The sequence below is a fragment of the Streptomyces sp. NPDC050448 genome (assembly GCF_040655295.1).
Taxonomy (GTDB): domain Bacteria; phylum Actinomycetota; class Actinomycetes; order Streptomycetales; family Streptomycetaceae; genus Streptomyces.
In genome coordinates, this window is sequence record NZ_JBFAJR010000006.1 from 89,949 (window position 1) to 108,595 (window position 18,647).

An 18,647-nucleotide genomic window follows, 5' to 3' on the forward strand; every position below is an offset into this window, starting at 1 on the left:
CGAACAGCCGTGCGCCATGTCGGTGTCCGTGCGGAGGCGTGCTCGCCTGGGTGAACAGTCCGCAGCTCGGCGGGTCTGTGACTGGGAACCCTCTGCGTATCACCCAGACTCGGCTCGTGCTGGTCAAGCGGCGGCTGTGTCCCTGACGCCACGAAAGGCGATCGTCATGCGCAAGGATTCGTCCGCCCGGAGGGCAAACGTACGGCAGCAGACAGGTTCCCTCGTCCCCGCCCGGCGTCTTGCCGGGCTCGCCGGCGTGGCGGTTGCTCTGCTCTTCCTCACGCTGCCCGGCGTCGCCCCGGGCGGACATGGAGGAGAGCGATCAGGCGCCGGTGCTGGTCGAGCAGGCCATCGCCCTGATCGCGAACGACGCCGGCCAGGCACGCGTGGCCGAACGGATCGAAGACGCCCTGGAAGCGCCGCGCAAGGAGAGTGCCGACCTGGGCCTGGTGAGCCGGGCCCTTGAAGCAGTTGAGCGTCCGGGCCAGGACGAGGCCACCCTTGGGGAGGCCCGCGCACTACTTTTGAAGTCGCTGGGCGGCAAGCTGCCCTCCGCGCCGCAGCCCGGGCGGTTCGCGACGGGCACCGAGACCGGGACGAGCGTGGTGCTGGATGAGTTCCGGCCCGCACGGGGCATCGCTGATGCCGGGGACGCGGCCCTTCTCGCGCTGGCCCTGGTCGCGGTCGCGCTCGGGCTATGGCTGTCGGTACGGCTGCGCCCCCCTCACAGCATCCGGGAACTCGAGCGCCGCTCCACCAAGAAGGAGGGCGGACAACGATGACCGCCGACCCGACCCCACCAGACCCCGCGAACCCGGCGGGGACGGCCCACCGCGGCCGGTTCCATCGCGCCGTCGACGCGATCGACGAACGTATGGGCATCAAGGCACTGACGTATCCGGTGCCCGAGCACGCCAACAACCTGGCCTGGAGCCTGGGCGGCATCACCGCCGTGGCGTTCGTGATCCTGCTGGCCACCGGGATCTACATCGCGCAGTTCTACTCTCCGATCCCGGAGGACGCGAACCAGTCGGTGCGTGACCTGGTGACCGACGTGTGGCTTGGCGGTTTCGCCCGGGCCTTGCACTACTGGGCGGCGCAGGCCATGTTCGTCACGGCGCTGCTGCACCTGCTGCGGGTGTTCTTCCACGCCTCCTACAAGAAGCCGCGCGAGGGCAACTGGATCGTCGGCGCCGCGATGTTCCTCCTCACCTTCCTCGCCGTGTTCACCGGCACCGTCCTGAAGTGGGACCAGGAAGGATACGAGGCCCTGATCCACAACCTGGACGTGGCCGAACTGCTCGGCGGGGCAGGCATCTGGTTCACCGAGGAGCTGACCGACCGGGTGCCCATCCTGCTGCGTCTCTACAGCGCACACGCGGTGATCATCCCCGGTCTGGTCCTGCTGCTGTTCGTGTGGCACGCGCTCCTGGTCAAGCGGCACAAGATCTCCTCCCATCCCGAGATCGAGCTGCCCGAGGTCGAGTCACCTGAGCCGTTCACCGCACACCTGAAGCGGGTCGCCGCGTTCGGGCTGGTACTGCTGGGCCTGCTGTCGGTCCTCGGCGTGCTGGTGCCTCCCGTGGTCGGCCCGACCCCGGTCGACGGGATCGAAGTCACCCGCCCGCTGTGGATGTTCTGGTGGTTCTTCCCGATGGAGCAATGGTTCGGCGTCGCCTCCATCGCCTACGTCATCGCGGGCGTCTTCGGACTGATCTTCCTCGTGCCGTTCCTCGACCGCGGTCCCAAGCGGCACTGGCGCGAACGCAAACTCGCCCTCGCCGCCGCCCTCGTGCTGCTGCTCGCGCTCGCCGCGATCACGATCCAGGTCTGGATCGCCAACCCCAAGGGCCACTGATGACCGCCGCAGCCCTGCGACGTGCGCGACGCTGGTTCTGGGCGCTCACCACCACCGCAGTCCTCGCAGCAGGCGTGCTGTATCAGGGGCTCCGCTCGGCCCCCGGCCCCGGCACCGGGCCGCTCGTACTCGCCAGCGCCTTGCTGCTGGCCGCGTCCGCCGTCCAGGCGGCGCGGATCCTGGCCGTGCTCGCCGGCCCGCCCCGCCTCCCGAAAGGGCGGCGCACAGCAGGCTCCCAGCCGACGGACACGAACGCGGAAGGGAGGGATGACCATGCCTGGCTCCGCAGATGAACACGGCCACCATGCGCATCCCCCGGCCCGCCCGCGCAAGGAGCGCAGCACCGCCGTACTGGACGTACGCGGCCTGGTGTGGGCGTCGCAGCAGAGCACGGTCTCCGCCGTGCTGGGGCGGCGCCCCGGTGTGCTGGACGTCGAGGTCAACCCGGTCGCGCAGTCGGCCACGGTCGTCTTCGACCCGCGCCGTACCTCGCTGGCCGAGCTGCGCGGCTGGGTGACCGAATGCGGCTACCACTGCGCCGGCCAGTCCGTGCCCGCCCATGTCTGTGACCCGATGGCCGAACCCGACCCGCCCGCCGACAAGCTGCCCGGCGGGCACACCGGGCACGAGCACGCCCACGGCGCGGGCGCTGCCGCCGTACTGCACGAGCCCCCAGCACACGCGGAACACGCCAAGGCCCCGGCCGCGCCGGAGGGGATGCCCACGCCGCACGAGGCCATGGGTCACGGCGGGCACGGCGAGATGTCGATGGCGGCCATGGTCGCCGACATGCGCAACCGCTTCCTGGTGGCGCTGCTGTTCTCCATCCCGATCGTGGTCTGGTCCCCGATCGGCGAGGACGTCTTCGGCTGGCACGTCCCCGTACCGTTCGGGCTCCGTCAGGATGTGTGGGCGCTGCTGCTGAGCCTGCCGGTGATCTTCTACTCGTGCTCGATCTTCTTCGACGGCGCCGTACGCGCCCTGCGTGCCCGGACCCTGGACATGATGGTGCTGGTCGCGGTCGCCGTCGGCTCCGGCTGGCTGTACTCCTTGATCGTCACCCTCACCGGCGGCGGCGACGTCTTCTACGAAGCCGCCACCGTCCTGGCCTCCTTCGTCCTGCTCGGCCACTGGTTCGAGATGCGCGCCCGCGGCGGCGCCAACGACGCGATCCGTACCCTGCTCGACCTCGCCCCGCCCAAGGCACTCGTCGTGCGCGACGGCGAGTCGGTAGAGGTGCCCACCGCCGAGGTCGTGGCCGGCGACCTGCTGTTGGTCCGCCCCGGAGCCAAGATCGCTGTCGACGGAACCGTGGAGGAGGGCGAGAGCGACGTCGACGAGTCGATGGTCACCGGCGAGAGCCTGCCGGTCCACAAAGCCCCCGGCTCGCAGGTCGTCGGCGCGACCATCAACGCCAACGGCACACTCCGCGTACGCGCCACCAAGGTCGGCGCCGACACGGCGCTGGCCCAGATCGTCAAACTCGTCCAGGAAGCCCAGAACTCCAAGGCCCCCGGCCAGCGGCTCGCGGACCGGGCGGCGCTCTGGCTGGTCTTCGTCGCCCTGCTCGGCGGAGCCGCGACGCTGGCCGTCTGGCTGCTGGCCACCGACCGCTCGCTGGGCACCGCGATGCTGTTCGCGATCACCGTCGTGGTCATCACCTGCCCGGACGCCCTGGGCCTGGCGACCCCCACCGCGATCATGGTGGGCACCGGCCTCGGCGCGAAGCGCGGCGTGCTGTTCAAGAACGCCATCGCCCTGGAGGCATCCGCCGGCATCCGCACCGTCGTCATGGACAAGACCGGCACCCTGACCAAGGGCGAACCGGAAGTCACCGACGTGATCACCGCCCCGGGAACCGACGAGGCCGATCTGCTGCGGCTGGTCGCGGCGGTCGAGCGCGAGTCCGAGCACCCGCTGGCCGAAGCTGTCGTCCGCCACGCCCAGGCACGCTCCGTTCAGGCTGCCAGCGCCCGGCACTTCGAGAACGTCCCCGGTCACGGCGCGACCGCCGTCGTCGACGGCCACCGCGTCGCGGTCGGCAACCGACGCCTGGCCGAACGCGAAGGCGTCTACCTCGGCCCACTGGCTGCCCGACGCGAGGAACTGGCCGCCACCGGCCGCACCGTCGTCATCGCCTCCATCGACGGCCGGGCGGCGGGCCTGATCGGCATCGCCGACGCACCCAGGGAAACCTCAGCCGCCGCAGTGGCCGAACTGCACGCCCTCGGCGTCGAAGTCGTCATGCTCACCGGCGACAACCAGGCAACCGCCCAACGGATCGCCGAGCGCCTCGGCATCGACACCGTCATCGCCGAAGTCCTCCCCGGCGACAAGGCCGCCAAGATCGCCGAACTCCAGCGCGGCGGGCGCAAGATCGCCATGGTCGGCGACGGCGTCAACGACGCCCCGGCACTTGCCCAGGCCGACCTCGGCATCGCCATCGGCGCCGGCACCGACGTCGCCATCGAGACGGCCGACCTCGTCCTGATGCGCTCCGACCCCCTCGACGTGCCCACCGCCCTGCGCATCGGCCGGGGCACCCTGCGCAAGATGCGTCAGAACCTCGGCTGGGCCATCGGCTACAACGCCATCGCGCTGCCGATCGCCGCCGGCGTCTTCGAGCCCGCCTTCGGCCTGGTGCTCCGCCCGGAGATCGCCGCGCTGTCCATGTCCGGCTCCAGCATCATCGTCGCCGTCAACGCCCTCGCCCTCAAACGCCTCCGTCTGCCACGCGCAGCAGCATCCCCCTCCCAACCACCGCCAGGCACCCCCGCGATCCCCGGCACCGGCGAAGGCCATGCCGGCGGCCACCCCGGCGTCTGACCTCGGCTTGCCCACGGACTCACCACACCGCACCAAGGAGAAGGACATGGCGGAAGCAACGACCGACCCGGTCTGCGGCATGACGGTCGAGGACTCGCCCACCACACCCCGCATCACCTACCAGGGGCGCACCTACCTGTTCTGCGGCACCGCCTGCAAAGACCGCTTCACCACCGACCCTGATCAGTACACGGAACAAGAACGATGAGGGGCCCGGCCTCCACGCAGGTGACGCCTCAGCGGGTCGATGCGATGCCGGTGCCGTCCCGGTGAAAGAGGACGTGACCACCGGCGCCCGAGGCGGCCCACCCGAGGCTGCACGAGGGGGCCCCAGCCAATGGCTCCTCCTCGGGACCGTCGCTCTCGCCTGGTTCCTGGTGCTGCTCGACGACACCGCGGTCGCCATCGCTCTGCCCTCACTCGGACGTGACCTCGGCCTCGGCCTGGCAGGGCTGGAATGGGTCGTCAACATCTACACGCTCGCCTTCGCCGTACTCACACTGTGGGGCGGCATGCTCGCCGACCGGCACGGCGCAAGGCCGGTCTTCCTCACCGGGCTGGCCATCTTCGTGGGCCTCTCCCTCGGGGCCGCCCTGTCTCCGGCCGGCAGCGTCCTGATCGGCATGCGTGCCGGTCAAGGGGCCGGGGCGGCACTGATGGGACCGGCCGCCCTCGCCCTGTTGTGCACGTCCTTCACAGGACCGCGCCGCGCGGTGGCCCTGGGCGTATGGTCCGGGGTCGGCGCCACCGCACTGGCCATCGGCCCCCTGCTCGGTGCGATCCTCACTGATGCCTTCGGCTGGCGCTCGATCTTCTTCCTCAACGTTCCGCTCGGCGTCCTCATGCTGATCGCCACCCGCGCGGTGCTGCCGCGAACCCAACCCGCCGGTCACCCGGGGCGGATGGACATCGCCGGAGGCATCGCCTCGGGACTCGGCCTGTCGGCCTTGGTCTTCGGCCTCACCCAGGCCAACACCTACGGATGGGGATCTGCCACGCTGTGGAGCGTGATGGGCCTCGCCGTGGCCGGCTTCACCGTCTTCACCCTGATCGAACGACGCGTCACCACACCGCTGTTGGACCGGACCCTGCTGCGGCTGCCCAACTTCGTGGCCGCCAATGTCCTGGGCCTGACCAGCCTCGCCGTCATGTGCAGCCTATTCTTCTTCCTCTCCCTCTACCTCCAGTTCGCCACCGGGTTCTCGCCCGTGCAGGCTGGGGTGGCACTGCTGCCGTTGAGCCTCCTCGTCGCCGTGGTGGCGCCGGTCGCCGGCTGGCTGGTCTCGCGAGCGGGCGCCCGCATCCTGATCGGCGCGGGAATGACATTGACGGCGGCCGGGCTCTTCGCACTGGCCGGAATCACCCCTGGATGGGGAACGCGGCAGCTGCTGCCCGGACTTGTGATCGCCGGCGTCGGAATCGGGCTGGCCACCACGCCGATCACCACGGCAGCGATGGGCGCAGTGCCGGCGGAGCGTACGGGCATCGCCGGCGGCACCCTGAACGCCTCCAGGATGATCGGACTGTCGCTGGGGATCGCGATCATGGGCGCCATCGTCGCGGCCCAGTGGCCGGGCGACCTGGCCGACTCCGGTGTCGACCCTCAGGCGTTCACCGAAGGCATCGCCACTGGATTCCAGGTCAACGCCGCGATCGCGCTCGCAGCCGCCCTCCTGGCGTTCACGGCCATCCGCACCCCGCATCAGTAGCCACCGCAGGACTCCCCGCCCGGCAAAGCCCCGCAGCCGCGCGTGGCCTGAACCCATCGCGCCCAGGAACCCTCCGACAAACGCGGCTCGCGGCCGGGCGCTGGCACGGCTGGTCACGGTGGAGGCGCCGGACATGCCGCCGTACCGCCGCCCGGGCTCGTCGTATCCAAAGATCCCCGCCGCGGCCCGGGAGCCCGTCACACGGGCACAGGCTCGCGGGACGGCCAGGCCCGTCAGCACTGGCCGTGGTGACCCGCTCGTGCCGGCGCTGGGCTGGGGATCCGCACTGCCAAGCCGCTGCGCTGTGCGCTATCAGGTGTGCAGGCAGCTGTTGGGGCCGTCGTGCCCGTCAGCGTGGTCGTCGTTGAACCAGTAGTCCCCGGCAGCCAGATAGCGGAACGCATGCACTTGGTTACCGGGCAGCGCGAGGGTGACGGCGCGCGTGCCGTTCTTGCGTGCGCTGAGGGGGTGGGCACCGGGTCGCCAGTTGTTGAAATCGCCGACCACGCTGACCGGTCCGGGCGGGTCGTCGACGGGCAGGACGAAGGTGATTTCGGTGCGGTCCTTGCGCTGCCTTCGCTCCAGCATGGGTGGGTTCCTTCCAACGGTCCAGGGGGTGTTCGTATGCCGCCCATCCTGAAGCGCGAACCCGCCACCTGCCCGCCGACGCGGCCGCCGTCCCGCCAAGTGGCCGCTACCCGGACGGACCACCGTCACTGATGCTCACTTCGCACGCCAACCTTGGTGACGCCTTCTCCACGGTCCAGCCCTCGCGCACTCGATACGGTGGCGAGTCCACCTCCCAGAGAGGCCCAACACAATGCCGGACACTCTCGATTCGCCCCCAACGCAGCGCGCAGCTGGTCATGCGCACCAACCTCGACCGTCGCCCGAACGGGTGATTCTCCCGTCCGGCGTACTCAGGGCTCCGCTGTCTCAGACTTCAGCAAAGCAGACCCGAAGTGGTGCCACCATCAGTCGATGTCCAGCCCAGGGAATGTGGCTTTGTGAATGTCTCATGAGACATCTGCATCGCGGAGAATTCGATTCGGCAACTCGGCAACTCGGCAACTCGGCAACTCGGCACGGGGAAAGGTCCGAACGATGTTCAAGCTTCCGGCCAAGCGCACCGCTTCCCTCGCCCTCGCGGCCACCGCCGCGGCGGCCGCACTCTCCCTCGCCCTCGTCACCGGCGCCTCCGCGACCGCCGACGCCGGCGCGCCGCAGGACGGCCGGGCGGCCGCCGACGCCGCCCCGTCCGTGTCCGGCAGCCCGGAGGGCGCGTTCACCCGGATCGCCGACTTCTACGGCGCGTACATCGACGCGGTGTACGACGACGACGGCACACGGGCGGACCGGCTGCGGGCCGCCTACCTCTCCGTACCGCTCCAGCGCGAGCTGAGGACGTGGGAGGACGCCCATCACGCGAACGGCGTGCTGCGCGCCCAGAACGTGCCGCTGCAGTGGAAGGTCGCCTCCACCGGCAGCGGCATGGGCAAGACCAATGCCACCGTGACCCTGACCTGGGGCGGCGGAGACACGACCCGGATCCTCGTCCAGGCCGATCTGAAGACCCGGAAGATCGTCTCCATCGAGGGCTGACCCCGGGCCACAGGCCACGCGGCCACGGGCCGGACACACGGGTGGGGGCCACCGTCGGCGGCCCCCACCCGTGAACGCGTGGCGGTTACGCCCCGCTCGCGTCCAGCATGTCCTCGCGCTCGACGATCTTCACGCGCTCGCGGCCCTGGGGCTCGCCCAGCGCCTTCTCGGCCGCGTCGAGGCGGTACCAGCCCTCCCACGTCGTGAAGCGGACGTTCCGCTCGGCCAGGAAGGCCTCGACGGCCTCCGGCGCGGGCGTGGCGGGCGTCTGCAGGCGGCCGCCCGCGTGGTCGTCCAGGAGGTTCGCGACCGTCTCGTTCGCATCGCCCTTGGTGTGGCCGATGAGGCCGATCGGTCCGCGCCGGATCCAGCCGGTGACGTACGTCGACTGCAGGTGCTCGCCGGCTTCGATCACTCGGCCGCCCTCGTCCGGGACCGTACCGCTGTCGATGTCCCACGGCAGCTTGGGCAGTTCGTCGGAGAGGTAGCCCACGGCGCGGTAGACGGACTGGACGTCCCAGTCGGTGAACCGGCCGGTGCCCTTGACGTTGCCCGTGCCGTCGAGCTCGGTGCGCTCGGTGCGCAGGCCGACGACCTTGCCGTCCTCGCCGAGGATCTCGGCGGGCGACTCGAAGAAGTGCAGGAACAGCTTGTGCGGGCGCTCGCCGATGTCGCGGATGGCCCAGTTCTCCAGGGTCTTGGCGACCATGTCCGCCTGCTTGTTGGAGCGGCGGGTGGCGATCGAGCCCTCGTCGTAGTCGATGTCCTCGGGGTTGACGATGACCTCGATGTTGGGCGAGTGGTCGAGCTCGCGCAGCTCCATCGGGCTGAACTTGGCCTGTGCCGGGCCGCGGCGGCCGAAGACGTGCACCTCGAGCGCCTTGTTGGCCTTGAGGCCGTCGTGGACGTTCGCCGGGATCTCGGTCGGCAGCAGCTCGTCGGCGGTCTTCGCCAGGATGCGCGCGACGTCGAGGGCGACGTTGCCGACGCCGAGTACGGCGACCTTCTCGGCCTCCAGCGGCCAGGTGCGCGGGACGTCGGGGTGGCCGTCGTACCAGGAGACGAAGTCGGCGGCGCCGTAGGAGCCGTCGAGTTCGACGCCCGGTATGGCGAGCGCGCGGTCGGCGGTCGCGCCGGTGGAGAAGATCACCGCGTCGTAGAACGAGTGGAGCTCGTCGAGGCCGATGTCGTTCGGGTAGTCCACGTTGCCGAACAGGCGGACCTGCGGCTTGTCGAGCACCTGGTGGAGGGCGGTGATGATGCCCTTGATCCGCGGGTGGTCGGGGGCGACGCCGTACCGGATCAGGCCGAAGGGGGCGGGCATCCGCTCGAACAGGTCGATGGAGACACCCGGCTCGGCGGCCGCCTCGGACTTCAGCAGCGCATCGGCGGCGTAGATTCCGGCGGGGCCGGCACCGACGATTGCTACCCGCAGGGGGCGAGGCATGACAGGTTCCCTTCGACCGACAAAAGACTGGATCAAGAGAACCCTAAGCTAAGGGGACCCTAACCCGGCACCCACCCCCCGCTTATGACCCTATAAACAAAACTTATGACCTTCCCAAGACATCCTTGGGGTTGCCCGTCACACTGGGCTCAGGGGCAGCCGGAGTCATCGGAGTCATCAGGGAGACCCGGCGGGGAGACCAGGAGGTACGCCCATGGATCCGGTCGCGGCGCTGGAGCGGATCGCCTTCCTGCTGGAGCGCGGGCAGGCTCCCGCCTACCGGGTCCAGGCCTTCCGGACGGCGGCTGCCGCGCTCACCCGTATGGGCGAGCGCGAGGTGCGTCAACGCGTCGGGGCCGGAACCCTCGAAGCGGTCAAGGGCATCGGGCCGAAGACCGCCCAGGTGGTGCGGGAGGCTGTCGGCGGGGCGATCCCCGCGTACCTGCAAAACCTCGAGGACGAGGTCGCCGCGCACCCCGAAGGCCCCCCGGCGAGCCCTGCCGCCGTCGCGCTGCGCGCGGCCCTGCGCGGGGACTGCCATCTGCACTCCGAGTGGTCCGACGGCGGCAGCCCGATCGAGGCCATGGGGCGGGCGGCGGGCGAGCTGGGCCACGAGTGGGCCGTACTCACCGACCACTCGCCGAGCCTGACCGTCGCCCGGGGGCTCTCCCCGGAGCGGCTGCGCGAGCAGCTCGAGGTGGTGGCGGAGCTGAACGAGGAGTGGGCGCCGTTCCGGCTGCTCACCGGTATCGAGTGCGACATCCTGCTCGACGGCTCCCTGGACCAGGAGCCGGAACTGCTGGACCGGCTGGACGTCGTGGTCGGGTCCGTCCACTCGAAGCTGCGGATGGAGCCGCCCGCCATGACACGGCGGCTGCTGGCGGCCGTGCGCAACCCCCTGATGGACGTCCTGGGTCACTGCACGGGACGGCTGGTGACGGGCCGGACCCGCCCCGAGTCGCAGTTCGACGCCGAGGCGGTCTTCGCCGCCTGCGCGGAGTCCGGGACCGCCGTGGAGATCAACAGCCGGCCCGAGCGGCTGGACCCGCCGCGCCGGCTGCTGCGGCTGGCCGTGGAGGCCGGCACCCTGTTCGCGATCGACACGGACGCGCACGCCCCGGGCCAGCTGGACTGGCAGCTGCTCGGCTGCGAACGGGCCGCGGAGTGCGGGGTGCCGGCCGAGCGCGTCGTGAACACCTGGCCGCGGGAGCAGCTGCTGGAGTGGACCCGGACCCGGCGGCCGCCCACCGCCGCGGCCGCCGCCTGAGCGCGGGCCGGCCAGTCGGGGGCCGGGTCAGCGGAGCCCGGTCAGGGCGGCTCCGCGCACCAGCAGCAGGACCACATCGGCCCCGGCGACCGCCATCGTGGCCAGGAACGGGATCCGGCTCCGCCCGGGCCGCCGCCCGGCCCCGAGGAGCGCCGCCCCGGCCGTCACCGCGAGCAGCCCCCAGCCGTACGGGGGCACCCGCCCCGGCGGTCCGGCGACGAGGGCCACGGCCGAGCCGAGGACCAGGAGCCCCCCGACGGTCGCCGACCGCCGTGCGCCGAGCCGGTGCGGCAGGCCCACCACGCCCGTGGCCAGGTCGTCGTCGATGTCGGGCAGCACGTTGGCGAAATGCGCGCCCGCGCCCAGCAGGGCCGCCGCGGCCGTCAGCCACCACGGCGGCCAGGGCGTACCGGGCAGCCCGAGGGTGACGAAGGCGGGGAGCAGCCCGAAGGCGAGGGCGTACGGGAGCCAGGAGGCGGCGGTGCCCTTCAGTCGCAGGTTGTACGCCCAGGCGGCGGCCACCCCGCACAGGTGCGCGCAGCCGGCGAGCCCACCGGTGGCCAGCGACAGCGGGACGCAGAGCAGCAGGGCCGTGAGCGCCGCGGCCGTCACCGCGGCGGGCCGAACCGCGCCGGAGACCAGGGGCTTGGCGCGGCGGCCCGTCGCGAGGTCCCGGCCGAGGTCCACCCGGTCGTTGCTCCAGCCGACGGACAGCTGGCCCGCGGCCACCGCGGCCACGGTGAGCGTCGCCCCGGGGAGGCTGCGCCCCACGGCCGCGGCGAGGGCCGCGGCGAAGAGCGTCACGGCGGCGGCGGGCACCGGGTGGCAGGCCCTGAGCAGGCCGGACACGGCGGGCGGTGACGGGCCGACGGCGGGCGCGGGCCGTGCGGTCTCCGGGTTTGCGGCGGCCGGGTTTGCGGCGGCCGGGTTTGCGGCGGCCGGGTTTCCGTCTGCGGCTCGGGCGGGGGGCACGCGATCACACTAGGCCGCGCCGCGCCCGGTATACGGGATTCCTCACGAAATGTCAGTTATTGCCTATGTTGAATCAATGACGCGTGTCCTGGCAGTGAGCAGTGTGTTCCCGCCCCACCGCTATCGCCAGTCCGAGATCGCCACGGCGCTCGCCCGCTTCCTGCCTCCGGGGGCGGACACCGCCCTGCTCCACCGGCTCCACGCCTCGGCGGGCGTCGATTCCCGCCATCTCGCGCTCCCGCTGGAGCGCTACGGTCCGTCGAACGACTTCGGCGGTACGAACGCCGTGTTCGTGGAGACGGCCGAGGAGCTCGGCGTCCGCGCCGTCGAAGCCGTCCTGACACCGGCCCACCTGACGGCGCGCGAGGTCGACCTCGTGATGTCGACCACGGTGACCGGGCTCGCGACGCCCTCCCTCGAGGCCCGCCTCGCCACCCGTACCGGTCTGCGCCCCGATGTGAGGCGGCTGCCCCTCTTCGGCCTCGGCTGCGCGGCGGGCGCGGCGGGGCTCGGCCACCTCCACGACCATCTGACGGGCCACCCGGACCACGCGGCCCTGCTGCTGTCCACCGAGCTCTGCTCGCTCACCCTGCAGCCCTCGGACACCTCGATGGCGAATCTGGTGGCCGGCGCCCTCTTCGGCGACGGGGCCGGAGCCCTCCTCGCGGTGGGCCGCGGCCATCCGCTGCACGGCACGAGGCCGGGGCCCTCGGTGGTGGCCTCGCGCAGCCGCCTGTACCCCGGCACCGAGGGGCTCCTCGGCTGGGACATCGGCCACTGGGGTTTCCGGATGGTGCTGGGCCGTGAAGTGCCCGCCCTGGTCAGGCTGCACGTGGCCGAGGAGATCGAGACCTTCCTCGCCGGGCACGACCTCAAGCCGCCGGACGTCGACGCGTGGATCGTCCACCCCGGCGGGCCGAAGGTCCTCGACGTGCTGGCGGATGCGCTGGCGCTGCCGGACTCCGCCTTCGCGGCGAGCAGACGCTCGCTGGCGGAAGCGGGCAACCTCTCCTCGGCCTCGGTCCTGCACATCCTGAACACGATCCAGGCGGCCGGACCACCGGCACCGGGCTCGGTCGGGCTGATGATCGCCTTCGGACCGGGCTTCGCCTCCGAACTCGTCCTACTGCGCTGGTGACCCCATGTCGATGAACCCGATGGATCCGATGAACCCGATCGACCTGTACCTGCTGCTCGTGGGCCTCGTCGCGGCCGAGCGGCTCGCCGAACTCGCCACGTCCCGCCGCAACACGCGCTGGAGCCTGTCCCGTGGCGCCACCGAATACGGCCGCGGCCACTATCCCGCCATGGTCGCCCTGCACACCGCGCTGCTGCTGGGCTGTGTGGTGGAACCGCTCGTCGCCGACCGACCGTTCCTGCCCGCACTGGGCTGGCCCGCGCTCGCCCTCGCGCTGGCGGCCCAGGGCCTGCGCTGGTGGTGCGTCGTCACCCTCGGCCCGCGCTGGAACACCCGGGTGCTGGTGGTCCCGGGGCTGCCGCCGGTGGCGGCGGGGCCGTACCGGCTGCTGCGCCACCCGAACTACGTCGCGGTCGTCGTGGAGGGCGCGGCGCTGCCGCTGGTGCACACCGCCTGGATGACGGCGGCCGGCTTCACCCTGCTCAACCTCCTGCTGCTGGGCGTACGCATCCGCTGCGAGGAGGACGCACTGGCCCATGCCGCGCCGGTCTACCGCAGTGCCGCACCGGCGGAGGACAGGGCCCGGTGATCGACCTGCTGGTCGCGGGCGGCGGCCCGGCCGGGCTGGCCACGGCCATCCACGGGGCGCTGGCCGGGATGGAGGTCGTGGTCCTGGAGCCGCGCCCCACCCCGATCGACAAGGCCTGCGGCGAGGGCCTGATGCCGGGTGCCGTGCGCGGGCTCCAGGAGCTCGGCGTCTGCGTGCCCGGCCGGCCGTTCCGCGGCATCCGCTACCTGGACGGGGTGAGCGGCCTGCACGCGGAGGGGCTGTTCCGGACCGGGCCGGGGCTCGGCGCCCGCCGGACCGTCCTCCAGGCGGCGCTGGCCGAACGCGCCGGCCGGCTCGGCGTCCGGGTGCTCGCGCGGCGCGTCGGCGAAGTCCGCCAGGACGACGACCGCGTCGGCGCGGCCGGTCTGACGGCCCGCCACCTCGTGGCGGCGGACGGCCTGCACTCCCCCGTCCGGCGCGGCCTGGGCCTGGCGGCGCCGCCCGCCCCCGGCCGGCCGGCCCGCTACGGGCTGCGCCGCCACTACGCCGTGGAGCCCTGGAGCGACCTGGTCGAGGTCCACTGGTCGGCGCACTGCGAGGCGTACGTGACCCCGCTGGGGCCCGACCGGGTCGGCGTGGCGGTCCTCACCACCGAGCGCGCCCCCTTCGACGTACAGCTGGCCCGGTTCCCGCTGCTGTGCTCGCGGCTGGCCGGGTGCGCCGGTTCGGCGGTGCGCGGTGCCGGGCCGCTGCGCCAGCAGGCCCGGGTACGGGTCGCGGGACGCGTGCTGTTCGTCGGGGACGCCGCGGGGTACGTGGACGCGCTGACCGGCGAGGGGCTCACCCTGGCCGTGACCGCCGCGGGCGAACTCGTCCGGTGCGTGCGGGAGGGCCGCCCGCAGGCGTACGAACGGGCCTGGCGGGAGCTGTCGCGCAGCTACCGCACGCTCACCGCGTCCCTGCTCTGGGCACGCCGGCAGCCCCGGCTCGCGGGGCGCATCGTCCCGTTGGCTGCCCGGCTGCCCCGGGTGTTCACGCACGGGGTCAACCTGCTCGCGTAGACGGCGGTACGCATGCCGCGGGGACGGGACCGGCACGTACCGCCGGTCCCGCCCCCGTGGCGCGGTCAGCCGCCGGCGCCCGCCCGGGCCTGCGGCGACCGGTTCACGGGCGCCGGGCCGGCCGGGACGGCGGCGGCCGCGGCGCAGAGCACCGCCGTCACGCCCGCCCAGGCCGGGGGGGGCGCTCACCGCGCCCTCCAGCGGGTCGCACCCCGCGACTGCGCCCACCACGTACCGGCTCGGCACTCGTCGCGGTCGCTGCGCCGGTGGTGCCGGGGAGGTCGCCGGGGTCATGGTCCTGCGTCGCCGCGAGCCTGACGGGGTCGTTCGTGGGAAGCGCGCGCTTGGTCACATTCAGCGGCACCCCGCTCCGCTGCGCCATTCGGCGCGGGCAAACGGGGGAGCCGCCCGCCGGCGGTCACCCGGAGGTGACGGTCGAGATGCGCCCGCGCGGCGCTGCTGGTTCGCTGAATCCGGCCTCCTTACCCCCCACACCCGAGGAGTGATCATGAGCGCAGGCGAATCCCACGGCCGGTCCCGGCAGTTGCGCGAGAAGGCGCAGGAGCTGAGCAAGGCGGCCGAACGCTCCACCGATCCGGAAGAGCGCCGAAGGCTGCAGGAGAAAGCCCGCAGGCTCCGGGACCAGAGCGAGCAGGAGGGCAAGATCGACGACCGGGGCATGGATCCCATGTAGCCCCGCGTCGGCTTCACACATCGGCCGGTGGCCACGGGGCACCGGCCGATGCCTACGTCACGTCAGGTCAGGTCAGGTCACGTCGGCGGTTTCGCGGATACGTCTGGGGACGGTGCATGAAGGCTACGGAGGTACTGGCCGACGCGTACGGGCGCATCCGGGAGGTGGTGCACGACGCGGTCGAGGGGCTCTCGGCCGAGGAGTTGAACGCGCGGATCGACCCGAAGGCGAACTCGATCACCTGGCTGGTGTGGCATCTGACCCGGGTGCAGGACGACCACCTGGCGGACGCGTCGGGTCTGGAGCAGGTCTGGACGGCGCAGGACTGGTTCACCCGGTTCGCCCTGCCGCTGCCGGTCGCGGCCACCGGCTTCGGGCACACCGCCCAGCAGGTCGGGAAGGTCGTGGTCGAGTCGGGCGAACTGCTGCTCGGGTACTTCGACGCCGTCCACGAGCAGAGCACCGGGTTCATCCGCGGACTCGCCGCCGCCGATCTGAACCGGGTGGTCGACGAGCGCTGGGACCCGCCGGTCACCCTGGGGGTACGGCTGGTCAGCGTCGTCGCCGACGACCTCCAGCACGCCGGCCAGGCGGCCTACGTACGGGGCGCGCTACAGCGGCGATAGCAGCCGGCACCGAACGCTCCGGCACCGCAGCTGCGTTGACCGGGTTGCCCGCCGGCTCCGCGGAAAGCATGGCAGTGGCGAAAGGCGGTCGACCGTGTCCCGTGCCCGCTTCCCACGACGCTGGAGCGCCGTGTGGTGCGCGGCGTGGTACCCCGTGTGGTGCGCCCTCCTGCTGCTCGCCGCCGGAGCCGGACCGGCGTCCGCCGCGGCGGGCGCGCCTGCCACGGACCGGCCCGTGGTGGACACCGACCGGGGGTCGGTGCGCGGCCGGGCGCACTGCGCGTACAGCACCTTCGAGGGGATCCCGTTCGCGGCGCCGCCGACCGGCCCGCCGCGCTGGCGGCTTCCGCAGCCCGCGGCGCGCTGGACGGGCGTACGCGACGCCGGGGCTCCGGGGGCGGGCTGCGTGCAGCTGCCGCCGGTGGGCCCGGCGGGCCGAGCGGCTCCGAGGACTGCCTCCACCTCAATGTCACCGCGCCGAGCGCATCGCCCTCGGGCGGGCAGCGGCGGCCCGTCATGGTCTGGTTCCACGGCGGCGGCTTCGTCAACGGGGCCGGTGACCTGTACCGGCCGGAGCGGCTACTGGACGGGGTTCGCCCGCACGGGCACTGCGCCTGCGTGGCCGCGGTTCGGCTCCGCCGGATCCGTGCTGTCCTTCGCACCGGGGGCGGACGGGATCCACACGGTGGACGGGCCCGCGGAACACCACTGCGCGTTCTGGGACGCGCAGTGGCCCTGAGCTCCTCTCACCAGGGCATGCTGGTGACCACGTACCCGTCCGGTGTCCGGACGGACACCGTGCCCTTGTCCCCGTAGACCTGCTGCCGCCACGACACGAACATCTGCGCCACCCGGCGGCCGTCCTCCCCGACGCCCTTGCCGACGGAGCGGGTCGTGAAGGTGACGAGCGCCTCGCCGGCATCCCGCCCCTTGCGGACCCGGGCCTCCTCGACGGCCTGCTCGGGCAGGAAGTGGTCGGTGTCGGTGCGGCGCTGGGCGTAGTAGGCGTTGAAGTCCCAGGTCATGTCGAACCACCCCGCACCACCGCAGGGGCCCGCGCCATCGGTGACGTCCCCGCCGGTGGGTGGATCGGGGAGCCCGGTGTCCTGATCGGTGGGCGGACCGGCGTACCCACCGGTGTCCTGATCGGTGGGCGGACCGGCATACCCGCCCGTCTCCTGATCGGTGGGCGGACCGGCGTAGCCGCCCGTCTCCTGATCCGTCGGCGGACCGGCGTAGCCGCCGCCTTCCTCCTCCGTCGGCGGGTCCGGCAGGCCGATGCCGCCGCCCGTCGTCCGGTCGAGGCCGCACGTCTCCTTCACCGGTGCGGGCCGCGCGGCGGCCTCCCCGGCATGCCGCGTGCCGCAGGCCGCCAGCACGGCGCACAGGAGCCCCGCCACCGCCGCTCTCCCGGCCACGGACACAGCTGTCGTCGTCATGGTCGTCCCCCCTTGCCCGGGGAGAGGGGATCTCACCGCCCGCGGTTCCACGTCCGGGGGCGGCTATCGTGCCGCCATGACCGGCCCCGGGCAGCGCCCCCTCCTCTTCCTCGACATCGACGGACCACTCATCCCGTTCGGGGCCACGCCCCACGACCTGCCGGACGGATATCCGACGTACGGGACGCGGTCCGACGCGAATCCCCTGCTGGCCAGGCTCGATCCCGCCCTCGGACCCCGCCTCCTCGCGCTGCCGGGCGAACTGGTGTGGGCGACGACCTGGATGGCCGACGCGAACACCTGGGTCGCACCGCGGATCGGACTGCCGCAACTGCCCGTGGTGGCCTGGCCGGACCCGTCCGAGGAGGAGGAACGGGAGCGGACCCACTGGAAGACCCGCGCCCTCGTCGACCGCGCCGCCGGCCGGCCGTTCGCCTGGGTCGACGACGAGATCACCGACGCCGACCGGACCTGGGTCGCGGCGCACCACCCGGGCCCGGCCCTGCTCCACCGCGTGGACCCCCGCTTCGGCCTCCGGCCCGCGGACTTCGCGGCGCTCGACGCATGGCTGCGCGGGCCCCGACCGCAGCACAACCGTCCCCCGGAGGTCGTGGAATGAAGCCGATCCCTGCCCCGCCCGCGCAGTTCGCCTGGCACGACACGGGCACCCGTGTCTTCCGCTGGGCGGCCCGTACGGAAGGACGCTGGTGGGTCCTTCGGCTCAACGACTTTCCCGAGCATCCCCTCTGCACGTCGTTCATCGATGCGCGGGTCATGGGCGACATCGACGACGCCCCGGACGCCTGGCGGTTGTGGCCCGGCACCGGCGCCGCACTCCCGGCTCTCTCCGCGTCGGAACGCGCCGAGGTACTCGACCTCATGACCGGCCTCGGTCCCTACGGAGCCGAGGCCGGCACCCCGTGCACGGGCGACTGGTGCACCTGCGACATCCTCACCGACGCGTACGCGGCCCGGCGCAGCACCCAGTGCCGTGACCGGAAGGGTTCACCGGCCCGCACACCCTTCCGGCCACGGCACTAGGGGGTGTCCGGCGGATCAGGGCCGGATAGCCCAGGTCGTCTGGTGCCGTGGATTGCAAGGCGGAGGAGGGAGTCAACGCGGAGCGTTGGCGACCGACGACAACGCGGCAAGGCGCGGTGCCAGACGGCCCGGGCCCGGCCATGATCCGCCGGACACCCCCTAGGCCGTCGAGTCCTGCTTCCAGTCCTGGACGAGGAGCCCGAGCAGCACCTCGTCCAGGAACTCGCCCATCACCCAGGCCGAGGAGCGCAGCACGCCCTCGCGGACGAAGCCGTCGCGCTCGGCGGAGCGCAGCATCGCGGCGTTGTCCGACAGCGTCTCGATCTGCAGCCGCTGCAGGCCGCGCGAGTTGACCACGTCGTCGTAGAGCCCCTTGGCATGCAAGCTTCCTGTCCGACCGGTCCGGCCGGCCGCAAA

20 protein-coding genes and 2 pseudogenes are annotated in these 18,647 nt (G+C 72.5%); 17 read left to right on the forward strand and 5 right to left on the reverse strand.

All coding sequences use genetic code 11. The features are described 5' to 3' along the window. The first annotated feature begins 308 nt into the window (after positions 1 to 308). From AB0I68_RS10315 to AB0I68_RS10340, 6 genes are all read left to right on the forward strand, one after another. Positions 309 to 782 (forward strand): hypothetical protein, encoded by a 474-nt coding sequence (locus AB0I68_RS10315; RefSeq protein ID WP_363176800.1) that lies wholly within the window; start codon positions 309 to 311, stop codon positions 780 to 782. Beyond that, positions 779 to 1,858: a cytochrome b N-terminal domain-containing protein gene (locus AB0I68_RS10320; protein WP_363176801.1), complete on the forward strand. Its 1,080-nt coding sequence runs from the start codon at positions 779 to 781 to the stop codon at positions 1,856 to 1,858. The genes AB0I68_RS10315 and AB0I68_RS10320 overlap by 4 nt, the downstream gene beginning before the upstream one ends. Further along, positions 1,858 to 2,151, forward strand: a complete 294-nt coding sequence (locus AB0I68_RS10325) for a hypothetical protein (RefSeq protein WP_363176802.1) — start codon at positions 1,858 to 1,860, stop codon at positions 2,149 to 2,151. Before AB0I68_RS10320 ends, AB0I68_RS10325 begins: the two co-directional genes overlap by 1 nt. Continuing rightward, a complete protein-coding gene (locus AB0I68_RS10330) occupies positions 2,132 to 4,684 on the forward strand; it encodes a heavy metal translocating P-type ATPase (RefSeq protein WP_363176803.1) in 2,553 nt (850 codons plus the stop codon). Before AB0I68_RS10325 ends, AB0I68_RS10330 begins: the two co-directional genes overlap by 20 nt. Before the next feature lie 46 nt (positions 4,685 to 4,730). Then, the gene (locus AB0I68_RS10335) at positions 4,731 to 4,892 is read left to right on the forward strand and encodes a YHS domain-containing protein (protein WP_363176804.1); all 162 of its coding nucleotides are present in this window, start codon (positions 4,731 to 4,733) and stop codon (positions 4,890 to 4,892) included. 61 nt (positions 4,893 to 4,953) lie between these two features. Then, on the forward strand, positions 4,954 to 6,393 hold the full coding sequence (locus AB0I68_RS10340) for an MFS transporter (RefSeq protein ID WP_363176805.1): 1,440 nt from the start codon (positions 4,954 to 4,956) through the stop codon (positions 6,391 to 6,393). 312 nt (positions 6,394 to 6,705) lie between these two features. Here AB0I68_RS10340 and AB0I68_RS10345 read toward each other — a convergent pair whose 3' ends face one another. Beyond that, the gene (locus tag AB0I68_RS10345; protein ID WP_363176806.1) at positions 6,706 to 6,981 is read right to left on the reverse strand and encodes an isoamylase early set domain-containing protein; all 276 of its coding nucleotides are present in this window, start codon (positions 6,979 to 6,981) and stop codon (positions 6,706 to 6,708) included. Positions 6,982 to 7,497: 516 nt separating this feature from the next. Here AB0I68_RS10345 and AB0I68_RS10350 point away from each other — a divergent pair. Beyond that, complete coding sequence (locus AB0I68_RS10350; RefSeq protein ID WP_363176807.1) at positions 7,498 to 7,995, forward strand: hypothetical protein; 498 nt, start codon at positions 7,498 to 7,500, stop codon at positions 7,993 to 7,995. 85 nt (positions 7,996 to 8,080) lie between these two features. Here the strand turns inward: AB0I68_RS10350 and AB0I68_RS10355 are convergent, their stop codons facing one another. Further along, positions 8,081 to 9,442, reverse strand: a complete 1,362-nt coding sequence (locus AB0I68_RS10355; protein ID WP_363176808.1) for an FAD-dependent oxidoreductase — start codon at positions 9,440 to 9,442, stop codon at positions 8,081 to 8,083. 214 nt (positions 9,443 to 9,656) lie between these two features. Here AB0I68_RS10355 and AB0I68_RS10360 point away from each other — a divergent pair, with 214 nt between their 5' ends. Beyond that, the gene (locus tag AB0I68_RS10360) at positions 9,657 to 10,709 is read left to right on the forward strand and encodes a PHP domain-containing protein (RefSeq protein ID WP_363176809.1); all 1,053 of its coding nucleotides are present in this window, start codon (positions 9,657 to 9,659) and stop codon (positions 10,707 to 10,709) included. Positions 10,710 to 10,736: 27 nt separating this feature from the next. On the opposite strand, the gene AB0I68_RS10365 is transcribed toward AB0I68_RS10360, so the two are convergent. Next, a complete protein-coding gene (locus AB0I68_RS10365; protein ID WP_363176810.1) occupies positions 10,737 to 11,681 on the reverse strand; it encodes a UbiA family prenyltransferase in 945 nt (314 codons plus the stop codon). 76 nt (positions 11,682 to 11,757) lie between these two features. Here AB0I68_RS10365 and AB0I68_RS10370 point away from each other — a divergent pair, with 76 nt between their 5' ends. The 7 genes and pseudogenes from AB0I68_RS10370 (at position 11,758) to AB0I68_RS10400 (ending at position 16,566) form a co-directional block, all read left to right on the forward strand. Continuing rightward, positions 11,758 to 12,819, forward strand: a complete 1,062-nt coding sequence (locus tag AB0I68_RS10370) for a 3-oxoacyl-[acyl-carrier-protein] synthase III C-terminal domain-containing protein (protein WP_363176811.1) — start codon at positions 11,758 to 11,760, stop codon at positions 12,817 to 12,819. Between the two features lie 4 nt (positions 12,820 to 12,823). Next, the gene (locus tag AB0I68_RS10375; protein WP_363176812.1) at positions 12,824 to 13,408 is read left to right on the forward strand and encodes an isoprenylcysteine carboxyl methyltransferase family protein; all 585 of its coding nucleotides are present in this window, start codon (positions 12,824 to 12,826) and stop codon (positions 13,406 to 13,408) included. Further along, positions 13,405 to 14,430, forward strand: a complete 1,026-nt coding sequence (locus AB0I68_RS10380; RefSeq protein ID WP_363176813.1) for an NAD(P)/FAD-dependent oxidoreductase — start codon at positions 13,405 to 13,407, stop codon at positions 14,428 to 14,430. Before AB0I68_RS10375 ends, AB0I68_RS10380 begins: the two co-directional genes overlap by 4 nt. Positions 14,431 to 14,938: 508 nt before the next feature. Then, positions 14,939 to 15,124, forward strand: coding sequence for a DUF6381 family protein (locus tag AB0I68_RS10385; protein ID WP_363176814.1), 186 nt, complete (start codon positions 14,939 to 14,941; stop codon positions 15,122 to 15,124). A 116-nt stretch (positions 15,125 to 15,240) separates the two neighbouring features. After that, the gene (locus AB0I68_RS10390) at positions 15,241 to 15,750 is read left to right on the forward strand and encodes a DinB family protein (RefSeq protein ID WP_363176815.1); all 510 of its coding nucleotides are present in this window, start codon (positions 15,241 to 15,243) and stop codon (positions 15,748 to 15,750) included. 259 nt (positions 15,751 to 16,009) lie between these two features. Next, positions 16,010 to 16,111, forward strand: a pseudogene (locus AB0I68_RS10395) (carboxylesterase family protein); the annotation flags it as partial. A gap of 41 nt (positions 16,112 to 16,152) precedes the next feature. After that, positions 16,153 to 16,566, forward strand: a complete 414-nt coding sequence (locus AB0I68_RS10400) for a carboxylesterase family protein (protein WP_363176953.1) — start codon at positions 16,153 to 16,155, stop codon at positions 16,564 to 16,566. Here AB0I68_RS10400 and AB0I68_RS10405 read toward each other — a convergent pair. Beyond that, a complete protein-coding gene (locus tag AB0I68_RS10405; RefSeq protein ID WP_363176816.1) occupies positions 16,497 to 17,189 on the reverse strand; it encodes a hypothetical protein in 693 nt (230 codons plus the stop codon). The two genes, AB0I68_RS10400 and AB0I68_RS10405, sit on opposite strands and share 70 nt — an antisense overlap. Before the next feature lie 76 nt (positions 17,190 to 17,265). Between AB0I68_RS10405 and AB0I68_RS10410 the strand changes: the two genes are divergently transcribed. Next, positions 17,266 to 17,808, forward strand: coding sequence for an HAD domain-containing protein (locus tag AB0I68_RS10410; protein ID WP_363176817.1), 543 nt, complete (start codon positions 17,266 to 17,268; stop codon positions 17,806 to 17,808). Then, positions 17,805 to 18,230 carry a hypothetical protein gene (locus tag AB0I68_RS10415; protein WP_363176818.1) on the forward strand — a complete coding sequence of 142 codons (426 nt, stop codon included), beginning with the start codon at positions 17,805 to 17,807 and terminating at the stop codon, positions 18,228 to 18,230. The genes AB0I68_RS10410 and AB0I68_RS10415 overlap by 4 nt, the downstream gene beginning before the upstream one ends. A gap of 159 nt (positions 18,231 to 18,389) precedes the next feature. Here AB0I68_RS10415 and AB0I68_RS10420 read toward each other — a convergent pair. Beyond that, positions 18,390 to 18,572: pseudogene (locus AB0I68_RS10420) on the reverse strand (GNAT family protein); the annotation flags it as partial. Positions 18,573 to 18,647: the final 75 nt, after the last annotated feature.

Excerpts from the sequence above, each read along its gene's own strand:
- AB0I68_RS10350 (WP_363176807.1), top strand. The coding sequence starts at position 7,498 with ATGTTCAAGCTTCCGGCCAAGCGCACCGCTTCCCTCGCCCTCGCGGCC.
- AB0I68_RS10375 (WP_363176812.1), top strand. The coding sequence starts at position 12,824 with ATGTCGATGAACCCGATGGATCCGATGAACCCGATCGACCTGTACCTG.
- AB0I68_RS10355 (WP_363176808.1), bottom strand. The coding sequence starts at position 9,442 with ATGCCTCGCCCCCTGCGGGTAGCAATCGTCGGTGCCGGCCCCGCCGGA.
- AB0I68_RS10370 (WP_363176811.1), top strand. The coding sequence starts at position 11,758 with ATGACGCGTGTCCTGGCAGTGAGCAGTGTGTTCCCGCCCCACCGCTAT.
- AB0I68_RS10410 (WP_363176817.1), top strand. The coding sequence starts at position 17,266 with ATGACCGGCCCCGGGCAGCGCCCCCTCCTCTTCCTCGACATCGACGGA.
- AB0I68_RS10335 (WP_363176804.1), top strand. The coding sequence starts at position 4,731 with ATGGCGGAAGCAACGACCGACCCGGTCTGCGGCATGACGGTCGAGGAC.
- AB0I68_RS10330 (WP_363176803.1), top strand. The coding sequence starts at position 2,132 with ATGCCTGGCTCCGCAGATGAACACGGCCACCATGCGCATCCCCCGGCC.
- AB0I68_RS10405 (WP_363176816.1), bottom strand. The coding sequence starts at position 17,189 with ATGACGACGACAGCTGTGTCCGTGGCCGGGAGAGCGGCGGTGGCGGGG.
- AB0I68_RS10320 (WP_363176801.1), top strand. The coding sequence starts at position 779 with ATGACCGCCGACCCGACCCCACCAGACCCCGCGAACCCGGCGGGGACG.
- AB0I68_RS10385 (WP_363176814.1), top strand. The coding sequence starts at position 14,939 with ATGAGCGCAGGCGAATCCCACGGCCGGTCCCGGCAGTTGCGCGAGAAG.
- AB0I68_RS10415 (WP_363176818.1), top strand. The coding sequence starts at position 17,805 with ATGAAGCCGATCCCTGCCCCGCCCGCGCAGTTCGCCTGGCACGACACG.
- AB0I68_RS10345 (WP_363176806.1), bottom strand. The coding sequence starts at position 6,981 with ATGCTGGAGCGAAGGCAGCGCAAGGACCGCACCGAAATCACCTTCGTC.
- AB0I68_RS10360 (WP_363176809.1), top strand. The coding sequence starts at position 9,657 with ATGGATCCGGTCGCGGCGCTGGAGCGGATCGCCTTCCTGCTGGAGCGC.
- AB0I68_RS10325 (WP_363176802.1), top strand. The coding sequence starts at position 1,858 with ATGACCGCCGCAGCCCTGCGACGTGCGCGACGCTGGTTCTGGGCGCTC.
- AB0I68_RS10390 (WP_363176815.1), top strand. The coding sequence starts at position 15,241 with ATGAAGGCTACGGAGGTACTGGCCGACGCGTACGGGCGCATCCGGGAG.
- AB0I68_RS10315 (WP_363176800.1), top strand. The coding sequence starts at position 309 with ATGGAGGAGAGCGATCAGGCGCCGGTGCTGGTCGAGCAGGCCATCGCC.